Here is an 18528-nt window from a genome sequence, read left to right as displayed (position 1 = left end):
TCGTCGATGCGCTGCGGTTATGGATCGGGACATGGAACTACGACATCTGCGCTGCCTGGTGGCGATCGTCGACGCCGGGGGCTTCACCGACGCCGCCATCGAGCTCGGCGTCTCCCAGGCCGCGGTGTCCCGCACGCTCGTCTCGCTCGAAGAGGCCCTGGGCGTACGGCTGTTGCACCGTACGAGCAGGAACGTCATCCCGACCACCGCCGGCGTCCAGGTGCTGGCGCGCGCCCGGAAGGTGCTCGCCGAGGCCGACAACCTCGTCCGCGAGGCCACCACCGGTCACACCCGGCTGCGGATCGGGCACGCCTGGTCGGCCATGGGCCGGCACACCGCCGAGTACCAGCGGCGCTGGGCCGCCCGGCACCCCGACGTCGAACTGCATCTGATCCGCACCAACTCCGCGACCGGCGGCCTGGCGGAGGGCCTGTGCGACCTCGCCGTGGTCCGCACCGCCTTCGACGACGCGCGCTTCGCCAGCGCCGTCGTCGGCCAGGAACGCCGCTACTGCGCCATGGCCGCCGACGATCCCTGGGCCACCCGCCGGGCCATCGCCCTGGCCGACATCCGCGACCGCACGCTCCTCATCGACCGGCGCACCGGCACCACCACCGCCGACCTCTGGCCCGAATCGGCCCGTCCGAGCGTCGAGTACACCCAGGACATCGATGACTGGCTCACCCTGATCGCGACCGGCCGCAGGGTCGGCATCACCCCCGAGAGCACCGCCAACCAGTACCGGCGCGACGGCATCGTCTTCCGGCGGCTGCGCGATGCCACGCCCGTCGCGGTCCACCTCATCTGGCGGCGCCACGACCCGCATCCGGCGACCCACGCCGCCGTCGCCCTGCTGACCGACCTCTACCGGACGGGCAGGCCATGACGGACCCCACCGCCGCACGGCGGGAACAGGTGGCGGTGCTCGGCCCCTTCTTCGCCTTCGAGACGCACGCCGCAGGCACCCAACCGGCCGCCCCCTGGCGGACGTTGCGCGAGGTGGCGCGGGAGGAGAGCGGCGTCCTGCGGGAGCGGGTCGCCGCGGTCCGCGCCTCGCTCGCCGCGCGCGGCGGCAGACCGGCCGAGGCCGTCGAACTGCGCGTGGCGGCGTCGGTCGCGCATCTGGGCCTGGTGGCGCGGGTCCTCTCTCCGGTGCTCGGCCTGACCGCTCTGTACGGCCCGCCGCCGCAGCCGCCCACCCTGGACGACCTGCGGTGGCACTCCGGCCTCGGCGGCGCCTTCGCCCTGTCGCTGCCCCGGGAGACGGTGACGGGGGTCGCCGCGCGCCCCAGCCGCCACGGATCCGGAGCCGGAGCCGGAGCCGGAAACGACGACGGGGCCCGCACCGCGGCCCCTGCCCAAGACGGTGCCGCGGCCGACACCGAAGGCGCCCGTGCCGCGGAGGAGCTGCTGGACGGCCCGGTCCGTGAACTGACCGACGCCGTCGCGGCGTTCTCGGTGTCCCGGCGCGTCCTGTGGGGCAATGTGGCCTCGGCCGTGCACGGCGCGGCCGCGGGCATCGCGTCCGCGGCACCGGCGCTGGCGCGGCCCGCACGCACCGCGGCCCTGCTGTTCCTGCACCACCCGCGGCTCCGGGACGCCCACACCCTGGACGACGTCACGGGCTCGCCCAACAGCCGCTTTCAGCGCCGGAGTTGCTGCTTGATCTACCGGGCCGCTCCGGACGACGCGGGTGCCACCTGCGGCGACTGTGTCCTGGTACGGCCGTAGCCGGCGCCTGCCGTCACTCTCCCGGGGACGCCGCCGGCGGTAACGACCCGGATTTCTCCGGATCATGCAGCGGCCGGCGGGCGCGTGGTTGCACGGTCATGCACCGTGCGCGTCCTTCCGCGGTTTGTGCCCTCTGAGTGCGAGGCCGCCCCCTTTCACGCCGTACCCACGTGATCTCCGTTCTGTTTGGCTTGGTGCCGCAGGCCACTTTGTTCACCACCAGCCGCTTTGCTCACTTCTGTTCACGTCCCGGGAGGGAATGTGTCCGTACCGGACAGCGTCACCGCTTCCGCTGCCGAAGAGCCCGCTCTCGAACCACCCGGGGACAGCGCGCTCACCAGCCTCAGTACCCGGGCCGCACGCCAACTGGCGACCACCACCAAGTCCGAGCCCCAGATGCAGGCCATCACCTCGCGGTGGCTGGTGAAGATGCTGCCGTGGGTGGACGTCAAGGGCGGCACCTACCGGGTCAACAGGCGGCTGCAGCTCCGGGTCGGCCGGGGCCGGGTCCAGTTCGAGCAGAACGGCGCGGACGACATCAGGGTGATCCCGCAGACGCTCACCGAGCTGCCGGTGCTGCGCGGTTACGACGACATGGAGGTGCTCAAGGAGCTCGCCGGCCGCTTCCGCGTCCGGGAGGTCCGGGCCGGCCAGGTCCTCTTCGAGGCAGGACAGCCCGCCACCGAGGCGTACCTCGTCGTGCACGGCCGGTTCGCCCGCTACACGGTCGGCAAGTACGGCGACGAGGAGGTCATCGGCGTCGTCACGGACGGCGACCAGATGGGGGACGAGGCGGTCGGCCGGTCCGACCCGAGGTGGCGGAGCTCGGTCCGGGCCGAAACGGCCGGCGTGGTGATGGCGCTGCCCTGGGACGTGATCCAGGAGTTCACCGACCGGGTGCCGTCCCTGGCCGCGCACTTCGCGGCGTACGCGGAACAGCAGCAGCGCCCCATGAACCGCAAGGGCGAGGCGGAGGTTCCGGTACAGGCCGGGCACACCGGCGAGCCGACGCTGTCCGGCGGCTTCGTCGACTACGACCTCGCCCCGCGGGAGTACGAGCTCTCCCTGACCCAGACCGTGCTCCGGGTGCACAGCCGGGTCGCCGATCTCTACAACGAGCCCATGGACCAGACGCAGCAGCAACTCCGGCTCACCGTCGAGGAGATCCGCGAGCGCCAGGAGTGGGAGCTGGTCAACAACCGGGAGTTCGGGCTGCTGCACAACGCCGACTACGGCCAGCGCATCAGCACCTACACCGGCCCGCCCACCCCCGACGACATGGACGAGCTGTTGTCCATGCGCCGCAAGACGCGGCTGTTCCTGGCCCATCCGAAGGCGATCGCCGCCTTCTTCCGGCAGTGCAACAAGCGCGGCCTGGTGCCGGGCACGGCGAACGTCGACGGGCACGAGGTCCCCGCCTGGCGCGGCGTCCCGATCTTCCCCTGCGGCAAGATCCCGGTCAGCGACACGCACACCAGCAGCATTCTCGCGCTGCGCACCGGCGAGGCGGACCAGGGAGTCGTCGGCCTCTACCAGACCGGCATCCCCGAGGAGTTCCAGCCCGGTCTGAACGTCCGCTTCATGGGCATCGACTCGGCCGCCATCATCAAATACCTGGTCACCGCCTACTACTCGATGGCCATCCTCGTGCCCGACGCCGTCGGAGTCCTGGAGAACGTCCAGCTCGGCCGGAGCGCCGACTGACCGGGTGGAGTACGCACCATGAGCACGCCGTCCCACACCGACGCCGGGCACGCGCTGCCCGGCCCGCCCAGCCTCGTCCGCTCCCTGCGGGCCCGACGCGGCGGGGCCGTTCCCGGGCTGCGGTACCGGCCCGCCGCCCCCGCCGACCCGGAGAAGGCCGCGGAGATCGACCGCAGGCTGGAGACCTGGGCCCGCGGGCTGGACCTCTTCCCCGCGCGGTGGTCCGGGGACTTCGCACAGTTCCAGGTCGGCCGGGCCGTCGTCCTGCAGCATCCCGGCGCCGCCGATCTCGAACGCCTCACCGTCGCGGGCAAGTTGCTGCTGGCCGAGAACATCGTCGACAGCTGCTACTGCGAGGAGGACGAGGGCCGCGGCGCCGCACGGAGCGGCCTGGGCGGCCGGCTGGTCATCGCCCAGTCGGCCCTCGACCCGTTCCACGGCACCCCCGGACTGGAGGAGGAGTGGCGCCGGGGCGTCCAGGCCGACGGGCCGCTGCGCTCGTACCACTGGGCCCTGAAGGACTACGCGGCCCTCGCCACCCCCAGCCAGACGGACCGGTTCGTCCATGACATCGCCCGGCTGCACCTCGGCTATCTGGCCGAGGCGTCCTGGGCGGAGACCCGGCACGTCCCGCAGGTGTGGGAGTACCTGGTGATGCGGCAGTTCAACAACTTCCGCCCCTGCCTGTCGATCGTCGACGCCGTGGACGGCTACGAACTGCCCGAAGCGCTCTACGCCCGGCCGGAGGTCCAGCGGGTGACGGCGCTGGCCTGCAACGCCACGACCCTCGTCAACGACCTGTACTCCTTCACCAAGGAGCTGGCGAGCGACCCGACCCATCTGAACCTGCCGCAGGTGGTGGCCGCCCACGACAAACGGGGGCTGAAGGCCGCCTACCTGAAGAGCGTCGGGATCCACAACCAGATCATGGAGGCGTTCGAGACGGAGTCGGCTCCGCTGTCCGCCCTCTCGCCGCTGCTGGGGAGGTACGTCCGGGGCCTGTCCGACTGGGTCTCCGGCAACCACGAGTGGCACGCCACCAACACCGACCGCTACCAGCTGCCCGACTACTGGTAGACCGATCCACGCACCATCGCAAGGAGTCACCGTTGACCATCGCGCACGCCGACACCGCCCGCACGCCGGTGCCGACCCAGTCCACGTACCAGTCCCGCGTCGCGGACTACTGGAACGCCGAGGAGAACCCGGTCAACCTCGAACTCGGTAAGATCGACGACCTCTACCACCACCATTACGGCATCGGGGACGCCGACTTCTCGGTGCTGGAGGAGCCCGACGCCGACCGCCGCCGCGAGCGGGTCACCGGCGAACTGCACCGTCTCGAACACGCCCAGGCCGAGCTGCTCGCCTCGCATCTGGGCGACCTCTCCCCCACCGACCGGGTCTTCGACGCCGGCTGCGGACGCGGCGGCGGCAGCGTGGTGGCGCATCTGCGCCACGGCTGCCACACCGACGGGGCCACGATCTCCGCCAAGCAGGCCGACTTCGCCAACGAACAGGCCCGCAAGCGCGGCATCGACGACAAGGTCCGCTACCACCACCGCAACATGCTCGACACCGGTTTCACCGCCGGTGCCTACGCGGCGTCGTGGAACAACGAGTCGACCATGTACGTCGAACTGGACCTGCTGTTCGCGGAGCACGCGCGGCTGCTGCGCCGCGGCGGCCGCTACGTCACCATCACCGGCTGCTACAACGACGCCTACGGACGCGCCTCCCGCGAGGTGTCCCTGATCAACGCGCACTACATCTGCGACATCCACCCCCGTTCGGCGTACTTCAGCGCCATGGCCCGCAACCGGCTCGTCCCCGTGCACGTCCAGGACCTGACCGAGGCCGCACTGCCGTACTGGGAACTGCGCCGGCAGGCCGACCACCTGGTCACGGGCATCGAGGAGACGTTCTTGAACGCCTACCGCAACGGCAGCTTCCAGTACCTGCTGATCGCCGCCGACCGGGTCTGATCCGCCATGACCGCCGCCCCCGCACACGCCACGGCCGGGCTCGTTCAGCCGACGTGGACGCGGGGGCGGCGGTCCCGGTCGGGTTCGGCCTCGCGCAGCACCTCACGGGTGACGGGGGCGACTTCGCCCTGTCCGAAGAGGAAGAAGCGCAGGAACTGGGCGAAGGGGTTGCCCTCGGTCCACTCGAAGTAGATGTGCGGGCGCTCCCCGGTGGCGTCCCGTACGTGCAGCAGCAGCGCGGCCAGCGCGTTGGAGACGGTGGAGCTGTCGAGGGCGAGCACCCGGAAGCGGCCGTGCATGACCTCGCCGCGCACCCGTAGTTCGCTCTCGAACTCGGACGGGTCGCCGACGGTGACCTCGACGAAGATGAGGTCGTCGTCGGGCGGGAGGTCGTTGTCGGTGCGGATCTGCTGGAGTTTGTCGCGGTACTCCGCCACGTCGCGCTGGTCGGGCTCGTTGGCGATGAAGCGGATCGTGCGGTGGGCGGCGTCGCGGACGAACCGCTCGGCCTTCTCGTCGAGCACGACGCTGGTCACCCGCAGCTCGAAGGCACGGGCGAGGCGGGAGAGGAACGACAGCAGGATGATCCCGGCGATGAAGCAGGCACCGATCTTCACCCCGTCGGGGCGCTCGACCACGTTCGCCACGGTCGTGTAGAGGAACACCACGGAGATCACGGCGAAGCCGACGGTCCAGCCGTGCTCGCGGGCCCGCCGCGCGGTGATGGTCACCGCGATCGCGGCGGAGCTGATCAGGACCAGGACACCGGTGGCGTAGGCGCCGCCCTGGGCGTCCACATCGGCGTCGAAGAGCCAGGTCACGAGGAAGGCGACCAGGGTGAAGACCAGCACCATCGGGCGGACCGCCCGCGCCCAGTGGGGCGCCATCCCGTAGCGCGGCAGGTACTGCGGCATCAGGTTCAGCAGTCCGGCCATCGCGGAGGCGCCGGCGAACCAGAGGATGGTGATGGTGGAGATGTCGTAGACCGTGCCGAAGGCGGAGCCCAGGTAGATATGGGCCAGGTAGGCCAGGGCGCGCCCGTTGGCCGGTCCGCCGGGCCGGAACGCTTCCGCGGGGATGAGCAGGGTCGTGATGAAGCTGGTGATGATGAGGAAGACGCTCATGATCACGGCGGCGGTGGTGAGCAGCTTCTTCGCGCCCCGGATCCGGCCGGTGGGGCGTTCCTCGGTGTCGCCGGGGTCGCCCTCGATATGGGGCATGACGGCCACGCCGGTCTCGAATCCGGACAGGCCCAGCGCGAGCTTCGGGAAGACCAGGAGGGCCACGCCGATCATCGCCAGGGCGCTGCCGTGCTCGGTGGTCAGCGCGTGGGACCAGTCGGCGACGACATGCGGCGCGGTGGCCACGTGCCACATTCCGGCCGCGACCACGACCACGTTGAGCGCCAGGTAGAGACCCACCAGGACGATCGCCACCCCGATCGCCTCCAGGAAGCCCTTGAGGAACACCGCGCCCAGCAGCGCGACCAGGATCAGCGTGATGACCAGCTGGCTGTTGTGGAGGGCACCGGTGAGGTGCGGGTTCTCCACCAGGTGGGTGGCGGCGTCGGCCGCGGACAGGGTGATGGTGATGAGGAAGTCGGTGGCGGCGAACCCCAGCAGCGTCAGCACGAACAACTTGCCCTGCCAGAAGGACAACAACCGCTCCAGCATGGCGATGGAGCCCTGCCCGTGCGGGCTCTCCCTGGCCACCCGCCGGTAGACGGGCAGCGCGCCGGCCAGCGTCACCAGGACCAGGACGAGGGTGGCGATCGGCGACAGCGCGCCCGCGGCCAGCGCCGCGATGCCCGGCTGGTAGCCGAGGGTGGAGAAGTAGTCGACTCCGGTCAGGCACATCACCCGCCACCACCGCTGTCCGCGGTGGGCGCTCTGCGGCCCCGCGTGCGGACCGGGGTGGTTCCTGGCCATGTCGGCCAGGCCCTCCAGCATCCATGCGCGCAGGCGATGCCGTGCTGCGGCCCCGGGAGGAGAGCCGGCGGTGGCGGCCATGGTGTGCTCCTGTCGTACCGCGAAAGCGTCCGGCCATCGACGAGACGCACGTCAGCGTACGGAGTGCGGGCCGCGTCGCCGTGGTGTTCGGCGCCGCGGCGCGTTCGTGTCCCCGGGACGGCGGCGGGCGGTCAGGCGGGGAGCGCGGCGTCCCTGCGGGCCGGTCGTCCGGTGAGGTGGTGCACGTATTCGCGCTCCAGGCGGAAGCCCGCGGTCCAGGCGAGGAGGCGGCTGGGGCGGTGGTCGCGGGAGCAGGTCCAGCTCGGGGTGCGGCCGCGGGCGGCGATGTCCCGGCACAGGGCGGTCGCGCAGGCCAGGGCCAGGCGCCGGCGGCGGTGCGCGGGGGCGGTGAAGCAGGCGATGTCCTCGTACCGGGTGCCGCGGAAGTACGTACAGGCGACGGCGAGGACGGCCTCCTCGCGGACGGCGGCCCAGCCGAGGCCGGCGGCGGCGAGCGGGGCCGGTCCGCCCCAGCTGGCATGCACCCACGGCGCGTCCCGGGTGACGGCGCCCAGCGCCGGGGCGTCCCCGGGGGCCAGCCGACGCACCGTCACCCCGGCCGGGAGGCGCGGCACGGGGACGGGAAGCCGGTGGAGGTAGAGCATCCGTTCCCAGGGCACGACCCGGTCGAAGGCGCCGCCCAGCGCCGGCAGGAAGCGGGCCGGGGCCTGTACGTAGTGCCCGGCGAAGGCGGTGAGGGCGTCCGGGGCCAGGACCTGGGGGTCGCCGCTGAGCAGGACGTGGTCGGCGCAGGTCACGGCCAGGGCGCGGGGAGCGGCGGCCCGGTCGGCCCACCAGCGGCCGGCGCCCCCGGCCCGGACGTGCTCGGGCAGCGCGGCCGCTCCGGGGGATCCGGTGGTGAACCAGCCGGAAAGCGGCGGGAGTTGGTCCGGGGCGAGTTCGATCACGGGGTTCCTCGGGTGGTCGCGGCCTGCGCCGGGGCGGCCGTGCGCGGAGGCGGTGGTGCCGTGCCCGGCGGGCCGCCGGGCGGTCGGGGTGTCGGCGCAGGCGGTACCGGCGATCAGGACCATAGGGGAGGAAAGGGGCATGCCGGGTGTGGTCGCCGCCGGGAAGGGGGGGTGGGTACGCCGAACGGCCCCGTCACGGCGCGGGCGCACGGCAGCGGAGGCCGGGCCGGGGAGTCCGGCGTGTCGCCGCGCGCCTCCGCTCGGTGACCGCTCCCGCGGCGGCCTGGAATCCTCCGGGCGGTGTGCCAGAGTGGAGGTGGACAGGCGACTCGGTCGGTGCGTGCCAGAAAGGGCGGCCTGTCATGTCCCTACAGCCGGACCGCCTCGGCGCGGTCACCACTTCTCCCCGGTCCCCGTCCCGGCGGACCGAGGAGTACGGGGACCTGTTCGACCAGGCTCCGGTGATCTTCGTCGCGCTGGGCGGCTCCTCCCACCTGCTGGAGGCGGCGAACCCGGCGTTCTTCGAGGCGTTCGGCGGCAGCCGTACGGATGCCGGCACGCCGATCGGCGAGCTGGTTCCCGAGCTGGCGTCGCAGGGCGTCCTCGAACGGCTCGACGCGGTGTACCGCACCGGCACCGCCTTCCGCGCCCGCGGCGCGCGGCTGCTGCTCGGCGGGCCGGGGGCGGAGCGGGAGGGGTTCTTCGACTTCACCTACGAGCCGCGCCGGGACCCGGTGGGCGGGGTCGACGGGGTGATCGTGATCGCCGTGGAGACCACCGTGTACCACCACGCCCAGCTCCTCGCGGCCGAACAGCGCATCCTGCTGGAGCAGATCGCGCGCGACGCACCGCTGGACGACATCCTGACCGGAATGGCCCGCGCGATCGAGGAGTTGTCGCCGAACCTGATCGTCTCGGTGCTGCTGGCCGACGCCGACGGCGGGCACCTTCGGCACGGCACCGGCCCTGACCTGCCCGACTTCTACAACGAGGCGATCGACGGGATACCCATCGGGGCGGACGAGGGGTCGTGCGGCACGGCAGCGCATCTGCGGGTGCCGGTGATCGTCACCGATATCGCCACCGATCACCGGTGGGAGCGCTATCGCGAGCTCGCGGCGCGGGCCGGGGTCGCGGCGTGCTGGTCCACCCCGATCATCGGGACCGACGACCGGCTGCTGGGCACCTTCGCCATGTACCACCGGGCCCCCAAGGCCCCCGAGGAGACGGACCTGGCCCTCAGCGCCGCGTTCGCCCGGATCGCCGCGCTGGCCATCGAACGCCACCAGGCCATGGAGGCAGGCCGCGCGGCCCAGGAACGGGAGAAGGAGGCCCGCGAGGACCTGGCCTTCGTCCTGGAGGCCAGCACGGCCATCACCCGCGAGCCGCACTTCGCCGACTGCCTGCAGTGCCTGGCCCGGCTGGCCGTGCCGACCCTGGCGCCGCTGTGCAGCGTCCATGTGCGCGAGGACGACGGCCGGACCCGGCTGATCGCCATGGCCGCCGCCACCCCGGCCGAGGAGGACCTCTTCGCCTCCCCCGCCCTCCGCGAGCGCATCGACACGGCGGTGGCCCGGGTCCTGGCCTCCGGCGCCACGCGGACGGACCGGGCCGGTGTCCCGCCCGGCGGCCGCCCCGCCGTGCCCGGCGTCACCGGTTACGTCTGCGTCCCGCTGCGGGTCCGCGGCCGCACCTTCGGCGTCCTGACCCTGCTGGCCACCGGCCGGCCCCTGGACGGCCATGTCATCGCCCTCGCCGAGGAACTGGCCCGCCGGGCCGCCTCCAGTGCCGACAACGCGCACCAGTTCAGCAACCGCGCCCAGCTGGCCCGCGAGCTGCAGGCCGGGCTGCTGCCCCCGGAGCTGCCCCGCATTCCCGGCGCCGACCTCGCGGCGTCCTACTACCCCGCCGGGGAGGGTCTGGAGGTCGGCGGCGACTTCTACGACGTCTTCCCGCTCCCCGACGACCGCTGGGCGTTCATGATCGGCGATGTGTGCGGGCGCGGCGCGCCGGCCGCCACCATCACCGGCATGGTCCGCCACACCGCCCGCGCCGCCGCGCGTCTGCTGCACGACCCGGCGGACGTGGTCATCGCCATCAACGACGCCCTGGCCGGCAGCGCGCTGGACGCGGACTACTTCGTCTCGCTCGTCTACGGCGAACTGCGGCACACCGGCCCGCACCTCGCGCTGGAGCTGATCCGGGCCGGCCATGTGCCGCCGTTCGTGCGCCGCGGCGACGGCACGGTCGAACAACTCGTCCAGTCCGGCCTGCTCCTGGGGGTCGGCCCGGAGTTCGACGGCACCGCGTGCCGGCTCGACCTGGCGCCGGGCGACAGCCTGGTGCTGGTCACCGACGGCATCACCGAGGCCCGCTCCGCCGACGGCGAGTTCTTCGACGAACACCGGCTGGCCGACGCCCTCCACGGCCTTCCGGGCACGGCGGGCGGCGCGGCCGGTCTGATCGAGGCCGTCCACGCCGCCGTGACCGCCTTCGCCGGCCGGTCCACCCCCGATGACCAGGCCGCTCTGGTGATCACCGCCACCTGACGCCGGGCCCGTGCGCCGCCCCTCCGGCCCCGTCCGCGGCCGCCGACCGCCTCCCGGGCCGACTCGCCCTCTGCCCTTCACCGGGCGACGTGCCTATTTTGGCTCCATGGATCCCCTGCCTGGTGCCACCCCCGACGACACCAACCCGCTGCGCCGGCTCACCCTCGGCGAACTCCGACGGCGGACGAGCATGAAGTGGCGCGCCTACCCGGACGATGTGCTGCCCCTGTGGGTCGCGGAGATGGATGTGCCGCTGCCCGCGCCGGTCGTCACGGCGATCACGGACGCCGTGGCGCGCGGCGACACCGGCTACCCGGCGGGCACGGCGTACGCCGACGCGCTGGCCGGCTTCGCGCGGGCGCGCTGGGGCTGGGACGGGCTCGCCGTCGAGCGCACGGCGGTCGTGCCCGACGTGATGCTGGGCATCGTCGAGATGCTCAAACTGGTCACCGGCCCGGGAGACCCGGTGGTCGTCAACTGCCCCGTGTACCGGCCGTTCTACCAGTTCGTGACGCATATGGACCGGCGGGTGGTGGAGGCCCCGCTGGGAGCGGACCTGCGGATCGACTTCGCCGCGCTGGAGGAGTCGTTCCGGCAGGCCGTCGCGGACGGGGGCCGGGCCGCGTACCTGCTGTGCAGCCCGCACAACCCCACCGGCACCGTGCACGGCGCCGAGGAGCTGGCCGCGGTCGCCGCGCTGGCGGACCGGTACGGCGTCCGGGTGGTCGCCGACGAGATCCACGCCCCCGTGGTGGCCCTCGACGCCCGTTTCGTGCCCTACCTGAGCGTGCCCGGGGCGGAGAGCGGTCTGTCGCTGATGTCGGCGTCCAAGGCGTGGAACCTGGCCGGTCTCAAGGCGGCGCTCGCCCTCGCCGGCCCCGCGGCGGCCGAAGACCTGGCCCGGATGCCGGAGGAGGTCAGCCACGGCCCCAGCCACCTGGGCATCATCGCCCACACCGCCGCCCTGCGGGACGGCGGCGACTGGCTCGACGCGGTGCGCGGCGGCCTCGACGACAATCGCAGGCTGCTCGCCGCCCTGCTGGCCGAGCACCTCCCCGCGGTCCGCTACCGCCCCGCGGAGGGCACCTACCTCGCCTGGCTCGACTGCCGCCCGCTCGGTCTGGGCGACGATCCGGCCGCGGTCTTCCTCGCGCGCGGCAGGGTGGCGCTCAGCTCCGGCCCCGGCTTCGGCACCGGCGGCGCCGGTCACGTCCGGCTCAACCTGGCGACCTCGCCCGAGCTGCTGACGGAGGCCGTACGGCGGATGGCGGCCGCGCTGGACTGACCGCGGCGGCGGAGCGCTTCCCCCGCCCGGCCCCGCGCCGTACGGCACACCGACGCCGTCTTGCGCGGCCGGGCGGGCGGTCACCGGCCGCTGTCCGCAGCCCACTTGGGCCCCGTTTTGGATTGCGGGGAGTTTCTCCATACGATCCGGCGATGATCACAAGAAAACGGCTGGCGGCCGGGGTGTGCGGCCTGCTGGCCGCGATGACCGTCGCCCTTGCCCCCACACCCGCCAGCGCCGGTGAACCCGACGCGAAGTCCTCCCCCAAAGTCGAGTTGACGCTCGATGTCAGCGGCTCGATGCGGGCCCGCGACATCGACGGGCAGAGCCGGATGGCCGCCGCGAAGCAGGCGTTCAACGAGGTGCTGGACGCCGTACCGGACGAGGTCCAGCTCGGCATACGCACCCTCGGCGCCAACTACCGCGGCGAGGACCGGAAAGTCGGCTGCAAGGACACCCGGCAGCTCTACCCGGTCGGCCCGCTGGACCGGACCGAGGCGAAGACCGCGGTGGCCACGCTCAGCCCCACCGGCTGGACGCCCATCGGGCCGGCGCTGCTGGGCGCGGCCGACGACCTCAAGGGCGGCGACGGGTCCCGCAGGATCGTCCTCATCACGGACGGCGAGGACACCTGCGCCCCGCTCGACCCCTGCCAGGTGGCGCGGGACATCGCCGCCCAGGGCATCCACCTCACCGTCGACACCCTCGGGCTGCTGCCGGATGCCAAGACCCGCAACCAGCTGAGCTGCATCGCGGAGGCCACCGGCGGCACCTACACCTCGGTGCAGCACACCAAGGAACTGCGCGACCGGGTGCACCAGTTGGTGGACCGCGCCGCCCGTCCGGTGGCCACTCCGGTGGCGACCGAAGGAACCCGGCAGTGCGCCGGCGCCCCCAAGCTGAAGCCCGGCCTCTACAGCGACCGGGAGAAGTTCGCCGAGCACCGCTGGTACCGGGTGGACGTCCGGCCCGGCCAGGAACTGCGCGCCTCGGTGAGCATCGCCGCCGACCGCGCCGTCAACAACGACTACGGGGTCCTGCTGCGGGCCTCGACCGTGCACGGCCGGGAGATCGTCCGCGGCGCGGAGGCCGGTGACGGCCGCACCGACGTGATCTCGTCCGGGCTGCGCTACCCGAAGGCGGCGTCCGATGCCGCGGACGACGACGCGTCCGCGGCGGAGACCGTCTGCCTGCAGGTCAGCAACTCGTTCTCGGCGCCCGCCTCGGTCAAGACCGACCCGGGCCTGCCCGTCGAGCTGGCCGTCGACGTGGTGGACGGCCCCGACGACGCCTCCGACGCGGCCTTCTTCGGCCTGGGACACGGCTGGTGGCTGCTGGCCGCGCTGGCGCTCACCGGGCTGCTCACCGGCCTGCTGTGGGGCTGGATCTCCCGTTGGCGCGTGACCGTCTGGAGGACCAACTGATGCGCACCCTACGTACCTTGACGACGGCCGCGCTGGCGGGCGCCGCCCTCTTCGGCACGGCCGCGACGGCCCTCGCCGAGAGCCCGTCCCCGAGCCCGAGCACCGGCTCGGACGACGCGGCGGCCGCCCCGACCGAGGCCGGCACCTCCTTCCGCACGGCGACCGTCATCAAGCCGGACCAGCGGGCCACGGCCGACGCGTCCACCGGCGACTACCTCTACTGGGTGCTGCCCGTGGACGCGGGCCAGCGGGCCACCGTCAAGGCCGAGGTGAAACTGCCGCGGAGCGCCCGGCACGGCACGGCCACCTGGCAGCTCGACGTCTACGACGGGCTGCGCCGCCGCCAGGACTGCCAGTACGGCGCCCGGACGCGGACGGCGGCCCAGGACGCGGAGTCCGTCGAGCTGTCCTGCACGCTGCGCACGGTCCGTGCCTGGTCCGAGCCCTGGGCGAACGATCCGCTGCCGGGCGGCTACTACGTCCGCCTGACGGTCGCCGACCTGCCCAAGGACGACCTCGGGCTGCCGGTGCACGCCGAGGTCGGCGCCACCGTCGCCGACATGGGCGGCGCGCACGCCGTGGACGGCACGCTCGGCGCCCCGCTGGTGCCCGGCGTCTCCACCGCCGGCCCCGAGGACGAGGAGAGCACCGCCCCCGAGGACGAGCAGAGCGCCGCACCCGGGAAGCCCGCGGACCTGATCGCGCCGGACGGCGGCTGGTCCTCCGGCGGGTGGTCCGACCGCTGGCTCTGGACCGCGGCGGGCGGGCTGCTCGCGGCCCTGGCCGGTATCGCCGGCTACCAGTTCACCCGCGGCTCCGGCCGCCCCTCACGGGTGCCGCCGGGCGCCTGACCCACCGGGCGGCCACGGCCCGGGCCGTGGCCGCCCGCTCCCCCGGCAGTCGGAGGTCACCAGGGCGAACCGGGCGGACCACGAGCGCGGTCGTGCTCCGCTCAGCAGTCGCAGCAACTGCAGCAGTCGCAGCAATCACAACCGTCGCCGCAATCGCACGTGTGGCAGCACCCCTCGCGCTTCTTGCGCGACCAGGGCCCCTCGTACTCCTCGGCACAGCAGAGCTTGCAGGTGCAGCACAGCCCGATGGCGACCGCACAGCCCGCGAGGAAGCCACGGGGCTTCTTCGGCTGCTGCGGGAACGGCGGCATCCCGCCCTCGCCGCCGCCGGAGCCGCCCCCGTGACCGCCGCCGTGACCGCCGGGGCCCATCGGACCGCCGCCGTACGGGTGCTGGGGCCCGTTCAGCTGCTGCTGTCCGTGGATGTACGGGCCCCCGCCCGGCGTCTGACCGTACTGGGGAGGCTGCCCGTAGGGGGCGGGACCGCCGTTCCGGTACGGGTTCCCGCCCTGGCCGTCGTACGGCCCCGGCGCGCCGTGGCCCTGGTGGGAGCAGGAGACCGTGCCGAACGCGCGGTCCACCGAGCGGCGCAGCTCGTGCACCAGCAGCACATGCACCAGGGCGGAGTCGGCGAACTCCACGTCGCGCAGCGCGAGGCGGATGCCGTGCAGCGCGTCGTCGCACAGCCGGCGGGCCTGCGCGAGCGAGGCGCCGGTGGCGGCGAGCGGGTTCCAGGCGCCCTCGGCGGCGTCCGACGCCCGGTCCTCCACCGCGTCGAGGAGGTGGGCCAGCCGCCCGAAGAGCCGGCCCGCCTCGGCCAGCGGCGCGGCGTTGCCCGGCCGGCCCGCCAGCACCGCGGTGTGCGCGAAGGCCGCGGCGGTCGCCGTCTCGGTCGGCTCGGTGACGACCGTCAGCGGTGTGCCGGGGCCGGCCAGTTCCTCGATGCCCAGTTGCCGGTCGACCGCGTCGACGAGGACGGCGGTGTCGAACCCGAGGGCGGCGCCGGTGCGCGCCCCGGCCCGGTCCCAGCCCGCGGCGACCCTGCGCGCGGCGGCGGCCACCGGCCGGCGGCGCAACGCCCCGTTCCCGTCGGCGACATGGTCGCGTATCTTCGCCGAGGCGAGCACCAGGGACACCGAGGCCGCGAGGCGCGCGCCCTCGCCCTGCGCCACCGACGCGGTCCGCATGCCCCGCAGCGGGCAGGGTCCCGCGGTGCGGCGGGGGCTCCGCCCGGGGCCGGACTGGGCGTCCGTCAGCACGGAGATGATCAGTCCGTCGTAGTTCGTGACGACCCGCGCGAACTGCCCGTGATCGCCGCGCAGCGCGAGACACAGACCGCACAGATGGGCCATCCACTCCGCTTTGAGCCCGTGCGACAGGCGATGGGTGCAGGGCCTGACGATTCCGAACATGTGGAAACCCCCGTGTGACGTCGGCGTGGAGCGGCCTCGGCCGGCTGGTCCGCCGGCGGCAGGAATCGTATCGAGTGGGCCGTTGACCTGGACAGACGCCCCGTGGCCGGGACGCGCCGCGGCTGATGGGCCGTCATGGCGGGGGCGGTGGCGGGCCGTCGGACCGGTGCGGGCGCGCCTCCGGGGTGAAGGCGGCCGCTCCCCGGTGCCAGGGGAAGCACCGGCGGAGCGGCCGCGGGGCCCGGGTCACAGGAGGCCGGGCCGGGCCGGGAATCGGGGAAAATCCCGCGGCACACCCCTTTGTACGGATCGCACCCCGGGCGCGTTCAGCCGGCTTTCCGGTTCAGCCGGGAGGCGTGCGCCCGCCCCGGACCGGCGCCGGCGCGGCGGGCTCCGCCTCCGGGTGGCGGCGGGGGCGCGCGGCGAGGACGGCGACGTCGTCCTCGGCGTGCGGGCCGTCGAGCCGGAGCAGGACCTCGTCGAGGACGTCCGCCACCCCCGCCCCGGCGGGCATCCGCAGCCGGGCCAGCCGGGCCAGCGAGGCGTCGATGTCCTCGCCGCGCCGCTCGACGAGGCCGTCGGTGAACATCAGCAGGGTGTCGGCGGAGGTGAGGGGGCGGGTGACGAGTTCGTAGCCGCCGGCCCCGGTACCCAGGGGCGGGCCGACGGGCACCTGGACGAGGTCGGCCGTGCCCTCGCCGCCGAAGACCACCGGAGGCAGATGGCCGGCGCTGGCGAAGGCGGCGATACCGCGGGCCGGATCGATCTGGGCCAGCAGGCAGGTCGCCGGGCGGCGGGACTCGTCCCCGGCGACGGCGGCGTCGAGCCGGCGGAGCACGCGATGCGGCGGCAGATCGGTGGAGGCGACATAGCGCAGGTGGGAGCGGTAGGTGTGCATGTCGACGGCCGCGTCGAGGCCGTGTCCCATGACGTCGCCCATGACGAGCAGGGTCCGGCCGTAGTGGAGGCGCACCGTCTCGAACCAGTCGCCGCCGACCAGCGCGCTGCTGCCGGAGGGCAGATAGCGGGTGGCGAGCTCCAGGTTGGGGTGCGGTTCGCCCGGGTCGGCGAGGAGCGCGCGCTGCAGGTCCGTGGCGGTGCGCTGCACCGCGGTGTACCGGCGGGCGTGGGCGAGCTGGACGGCGGTGAGGCGGGCCAGGAAGCGCACGGTGGCGGTCTCGTCGGCGGTGAAGCTGCCGCCCGCGCGCAGGGCCAGCAGTGCGCCGTAGCGGCGGCCGTGCGCGAGGAGCGGCACCGACAGCGCCCCGGCGGAGCGGCCGCCCGGCAGGGTGGCGGTCGCGGCGACGGGCTGCTCCTCGGCCAGCGCCCGCAGGGCGAGCGACCGGCCGCCGGGCCGCTCGGGCCCGTCGTCGGGGAGCCGCGCTTCGAGCACCCTGACCAGGCCCGCCGTCGCCACCCGCCGCAGCTCCACTGGGGAGGGCGAGCGGGTCCCGGCGCTCTCCTCCTCGCACAGGTCCACCGCGGCGGCGTCGCACAGGTGCCGGCACAGGAACCGGGAGAGTTCGGCGCAGGTGGTCTGCTCGTCCAGGGTGGTGCCGATGGATTCGGCGGCGTCCTCCACCGTGCGCAGCCGGGCGGTCAGACGCGCGGGGTCGGCGTCCCGGTCCGTCGTCGGGCCGTTCTCGTGCGACAAGGCCACCTCCCAGGGCACCGCGGCCCGCCTCCTGCGCGCCCCGGCCATGATCCGCCGGACCGGCCCCGGGCGGCCGCAGGGCCCGCCCCGGCGTGGCGCCGGTCCTCGGGGCGGACCACGGGTCCCGGCGGGCCGACGACCGCTCCGCCGGGACCCGCGGCGGTCGTCAGGAGAGGACGCCCATGCCCAGCAGGCCGAAGAGGAGCGCGCCGACGAGGATCCGGTAGATCACGAAGGAGTTGAAGGAGTGCTTGGCCACGAACTTCAGCAGCCAGGAGATCGAGGCGTAGGCGACGGCGAAGGAGACGACGGTGCCGATGGCCAGGGGGGCGACGGCGGCGCCGCTGCCGACGGCGTCCTTCAGCTCGTAGATGCCCGCTCCGGTGAGGGCCGGGATGCCGAGGAAGAAGGAGAGGCGGGTGGCCGCGACGCGCTCCAGGTCGAGGATGAGGGCGGTGGACATCGTCGCGCCGGAGCGGGAGAAGCCCGGGAAGAGCAGGGCGAGGATCTGCGAGCAGCCCACCCACATGGCGTCCTTGAGGGAGGTGTCGTCCTCCCCGCGCTTGTGACGGCCCATCTGGTCCGCCACCCACATCACCCCGCTGCCGAGGATCAGCGACCCGGCGACCACCCACAGGGACGCGAGGGGGCCCTCGATGAGGGGCTTGGCGGCCAGGCCGACGACGACGATCGGGATGGTGGCGTAGATCACCCACCAGGCGAACTTGTAGTCGTGGTGGTAGCGCTCCTCGCGGTTGCGCAGCCCGCGGAACCACGCGCCCACGATGCGCACGATGTCCTTGGAGAAGAAGAGGAGCGCCGCGGCGATCGCGCCGACCTGGATGACGGCCGAGAAGCCGACGACGGTCTTGTCGTTGACGGGGATTCCCATCAGCCCCTCGGCGATCTTGAGGTGCCCGGTGGAGGAGACCGGGAGGAATTCCGTCACCCCCTCGACGGCTCCGAGGACGACGGCTTGGCCGATGCTGATCGCGCTCATGGGTTCCATTTCTCAG

Annotated in this window: 14 protein-coding genes; 9 read left to right on the top strand and 5 right to left on the bottom strand. The window is 73.7% G+C overall.

Annotated elements, in window-relative coordinates; translation table 11 throughout:
* The first annotated feature begins 31 nt into the window (after positions 1 to 31).
* The 5 genes from K7396_RS32780 (at position 32) to K7396_RS32760 (ending at position 5420) form a co-directional block, all read left to right on the top strand.
* Complete coding sequence (locus tag K7396_RS32780; protein ID WP_174886894.1) at positions 32 to 886, top strand: LysR family transcriptional regulator; 855 nt, start codon at positions 32 to 34, stop codon at positions 884 to 886.
* Positions 883 to 1731: a (2Fe-2S)-binding protein gene (locus K7396_RS32775; protein WP_086717966.1), complete on the top strand. Its 849-nt coding sequence runs from the start codon at positions 883 to 885 to the stop codon at positions 1729 to 1731. Before K7396_RS32780 ends, K7396_RS32775 begins: the two co-directional genes overlap by 4 nt.
* Before the next feature lie 261 nt (positions 1732 to 1992).
* A complete protein-coding gene (locus tag K7396_RS32770; RefSeq protein ID WP_086717968.1) occupies positions 1993 to 3435 on the top strand; it encodes a family 2B encapsulin nanocompartment shell protein in 1443 nt (480 codons plus the stop codon).
* 18 nt (positions 3436 to 3453) lie between these two features.
* A complete protein-coding gene (locus tag K7396_RS32765) occupies positions 3454 to 4512 on the top strand; it encodes a family 2 encapsulin nanocompartment cargo protein terpene cyclase (RefSeq protein WP_086717970.1) in 1059 nt (352 codons plus the stop codon).
* Between the two features lie 32 nt (positions 4513 to 4544).
* A complete protein-coding gene (locus K7396_RS32760) occupies positions 4545 to 5420 on the top strand; it encodes a geranyl diphosphate 2-C-methyltransferase (RefSeq protein WP_086717973.1) in 876 nt (291 codons plus the stop codon).
* Positions 5421 to 5464: 44 nt separating this feature from the next.
* Here the strand turns inward: K7396_RS32760 and K7396_RS32755 are convergent, their stop codons facing one another.
* The gene (locus tag K7396_RS32755; RefSeq protein WP_086717975.1) at positions 5465 to 7429 is read right to left on the bottom strand and encodes an APC family permease; all 1965 of its coding nucleotides are present in this window, start codon (positions 7427 to 7429) and stop codon (positions 5465 to 5467) included.
* A 131-nt stretch (positions 7430 to 7560) separates the two neighbouring features.
* Entirely contained in the window at positions 7561 to 8478 is a 918-nt protein-coding gene (locus K7396_RS32750; RefSeq protein WP_308686899.1) for a GNAT family N-acetyltransferase, read from the bottom strand.
* A gap of 221 nt (positions 8479 to 8699) precedes the next feature.
* Between K7396_RS32750 and K7396_RS32745 the strand changes: the two genes are divergently transcribed.
* The 4 genes from K7396_RS32745 to K7396_RS32730 all read left to right on the top strand — a co-directional run bounded on the left by K7396_RS32745 (position 8700) and on the right by K7396_RS32730 (position 14446).
* Positions 8700 to 10886 (top strand): SpoIIE family protein phosphatase, encoded by a 2187-nt coding sequence (locus K7396_RS32745; protein WP_086721598.1) that lies wholly within the window; start codon positions 8700 to 8702, stop codon positions 10884 to 10886.
* 106 nt (positions 10887 to 10992) lie between these two features.
* The gene (locus K7396_RS32740) at positions 10993 to 12171 is read left to right on the top strand and encodes a MalY/PatB family protein (RefSeq protein WP_086721599.1); all 1179 of its coding nucleotides are present in this window, start codon (positions 10993 to 10995) and stop codon (positions 12169 to 12171) included.
* Positions 12172 to 12323: 152 nt separating this feature from the next.
* Positions 12324 to 13595: a VWA domain-containing protein gene (locus tag K7396_RS32735; RefSeq protein ID WP_086721600.1), complete on the top strand. Its 1272-nt coding sequence runs from the start codon at positions 12324 to 12326 to the stop codon at positions 13593 to 13595.
* Positions 13595 to 14446 carry a hypothetical protein gene (locus tag K7396_RS32730; protein ID WP_086721601.1) on the top strand — a complete coding sequence of 284 codons (852 nt, stop codon included), beginning with the start codon at positions 13595 to 13597 and terminating at the stop codon, positions 14444 to 14446. Before K7396_RS32735 ends, K7396_RS32730 begins: the two co-directional genes overlap by 1 nt.
* A 101-nt stretch (positions 14447 to 14547) precedes the next feature.
* On the opposite strand, the gene K7396_RS32725 is transcribed toward K7396_RS32730, so the two are convergent.
* From K7396_RS32725 to K7396_RS32715, 3 genes are all read right to left on the bottom strand, one after another.
* A complete protein-coding gene (locus K7396_RS32725) occupies positions 14548 to 15858 on the bottom strand; it encodes a DUF5685 family protein (protein ID WP_152104491.1) in 1311 nt (436 codons plus the stop codon).
* A 343-nt stretch (positions 15859 to 16201) separates the two neighbouring features.
* Positions 16202 to 17512, bottom strand: a complete 1311-nt coding sequence (locus K7396_RS32720) for a PP2C family protein-serine/threonine phosphatase (RefSeq protein ID WP_223660278.1) — start codon at positions 17510 to 17512, stop codon at positions 16202 to 16204.
* Positions 17513 to 17678: 166 nt separating this feature from the next.
* Entirely contained in the window at positions 17679 to 18512 is an 834-nt protein-coding gene (locus tag K7396_RS32715; protein ID WP_152104493.1) for an undecaprenyl-diphosphate phosphatase, read from the bottom strand.
* Positions 18513 to 18528: the final 16 nt, after the last annotated feature.

It is taken from the genome of Streptomyces angustmyceticus (genome assembly GCF_019933235.1).
GTDB lineage: Bacteria > Actinomycetota > Actinomycetes > Streptomycetales > Streptomycetaceae > Streptomyces > Streptomyces angustmyceticus.
The sequence above is the reverse complement of the archived record's forward strand: the minus strand, read 5'-3'. Positions and strand labels throughout refer to the sequence as shown.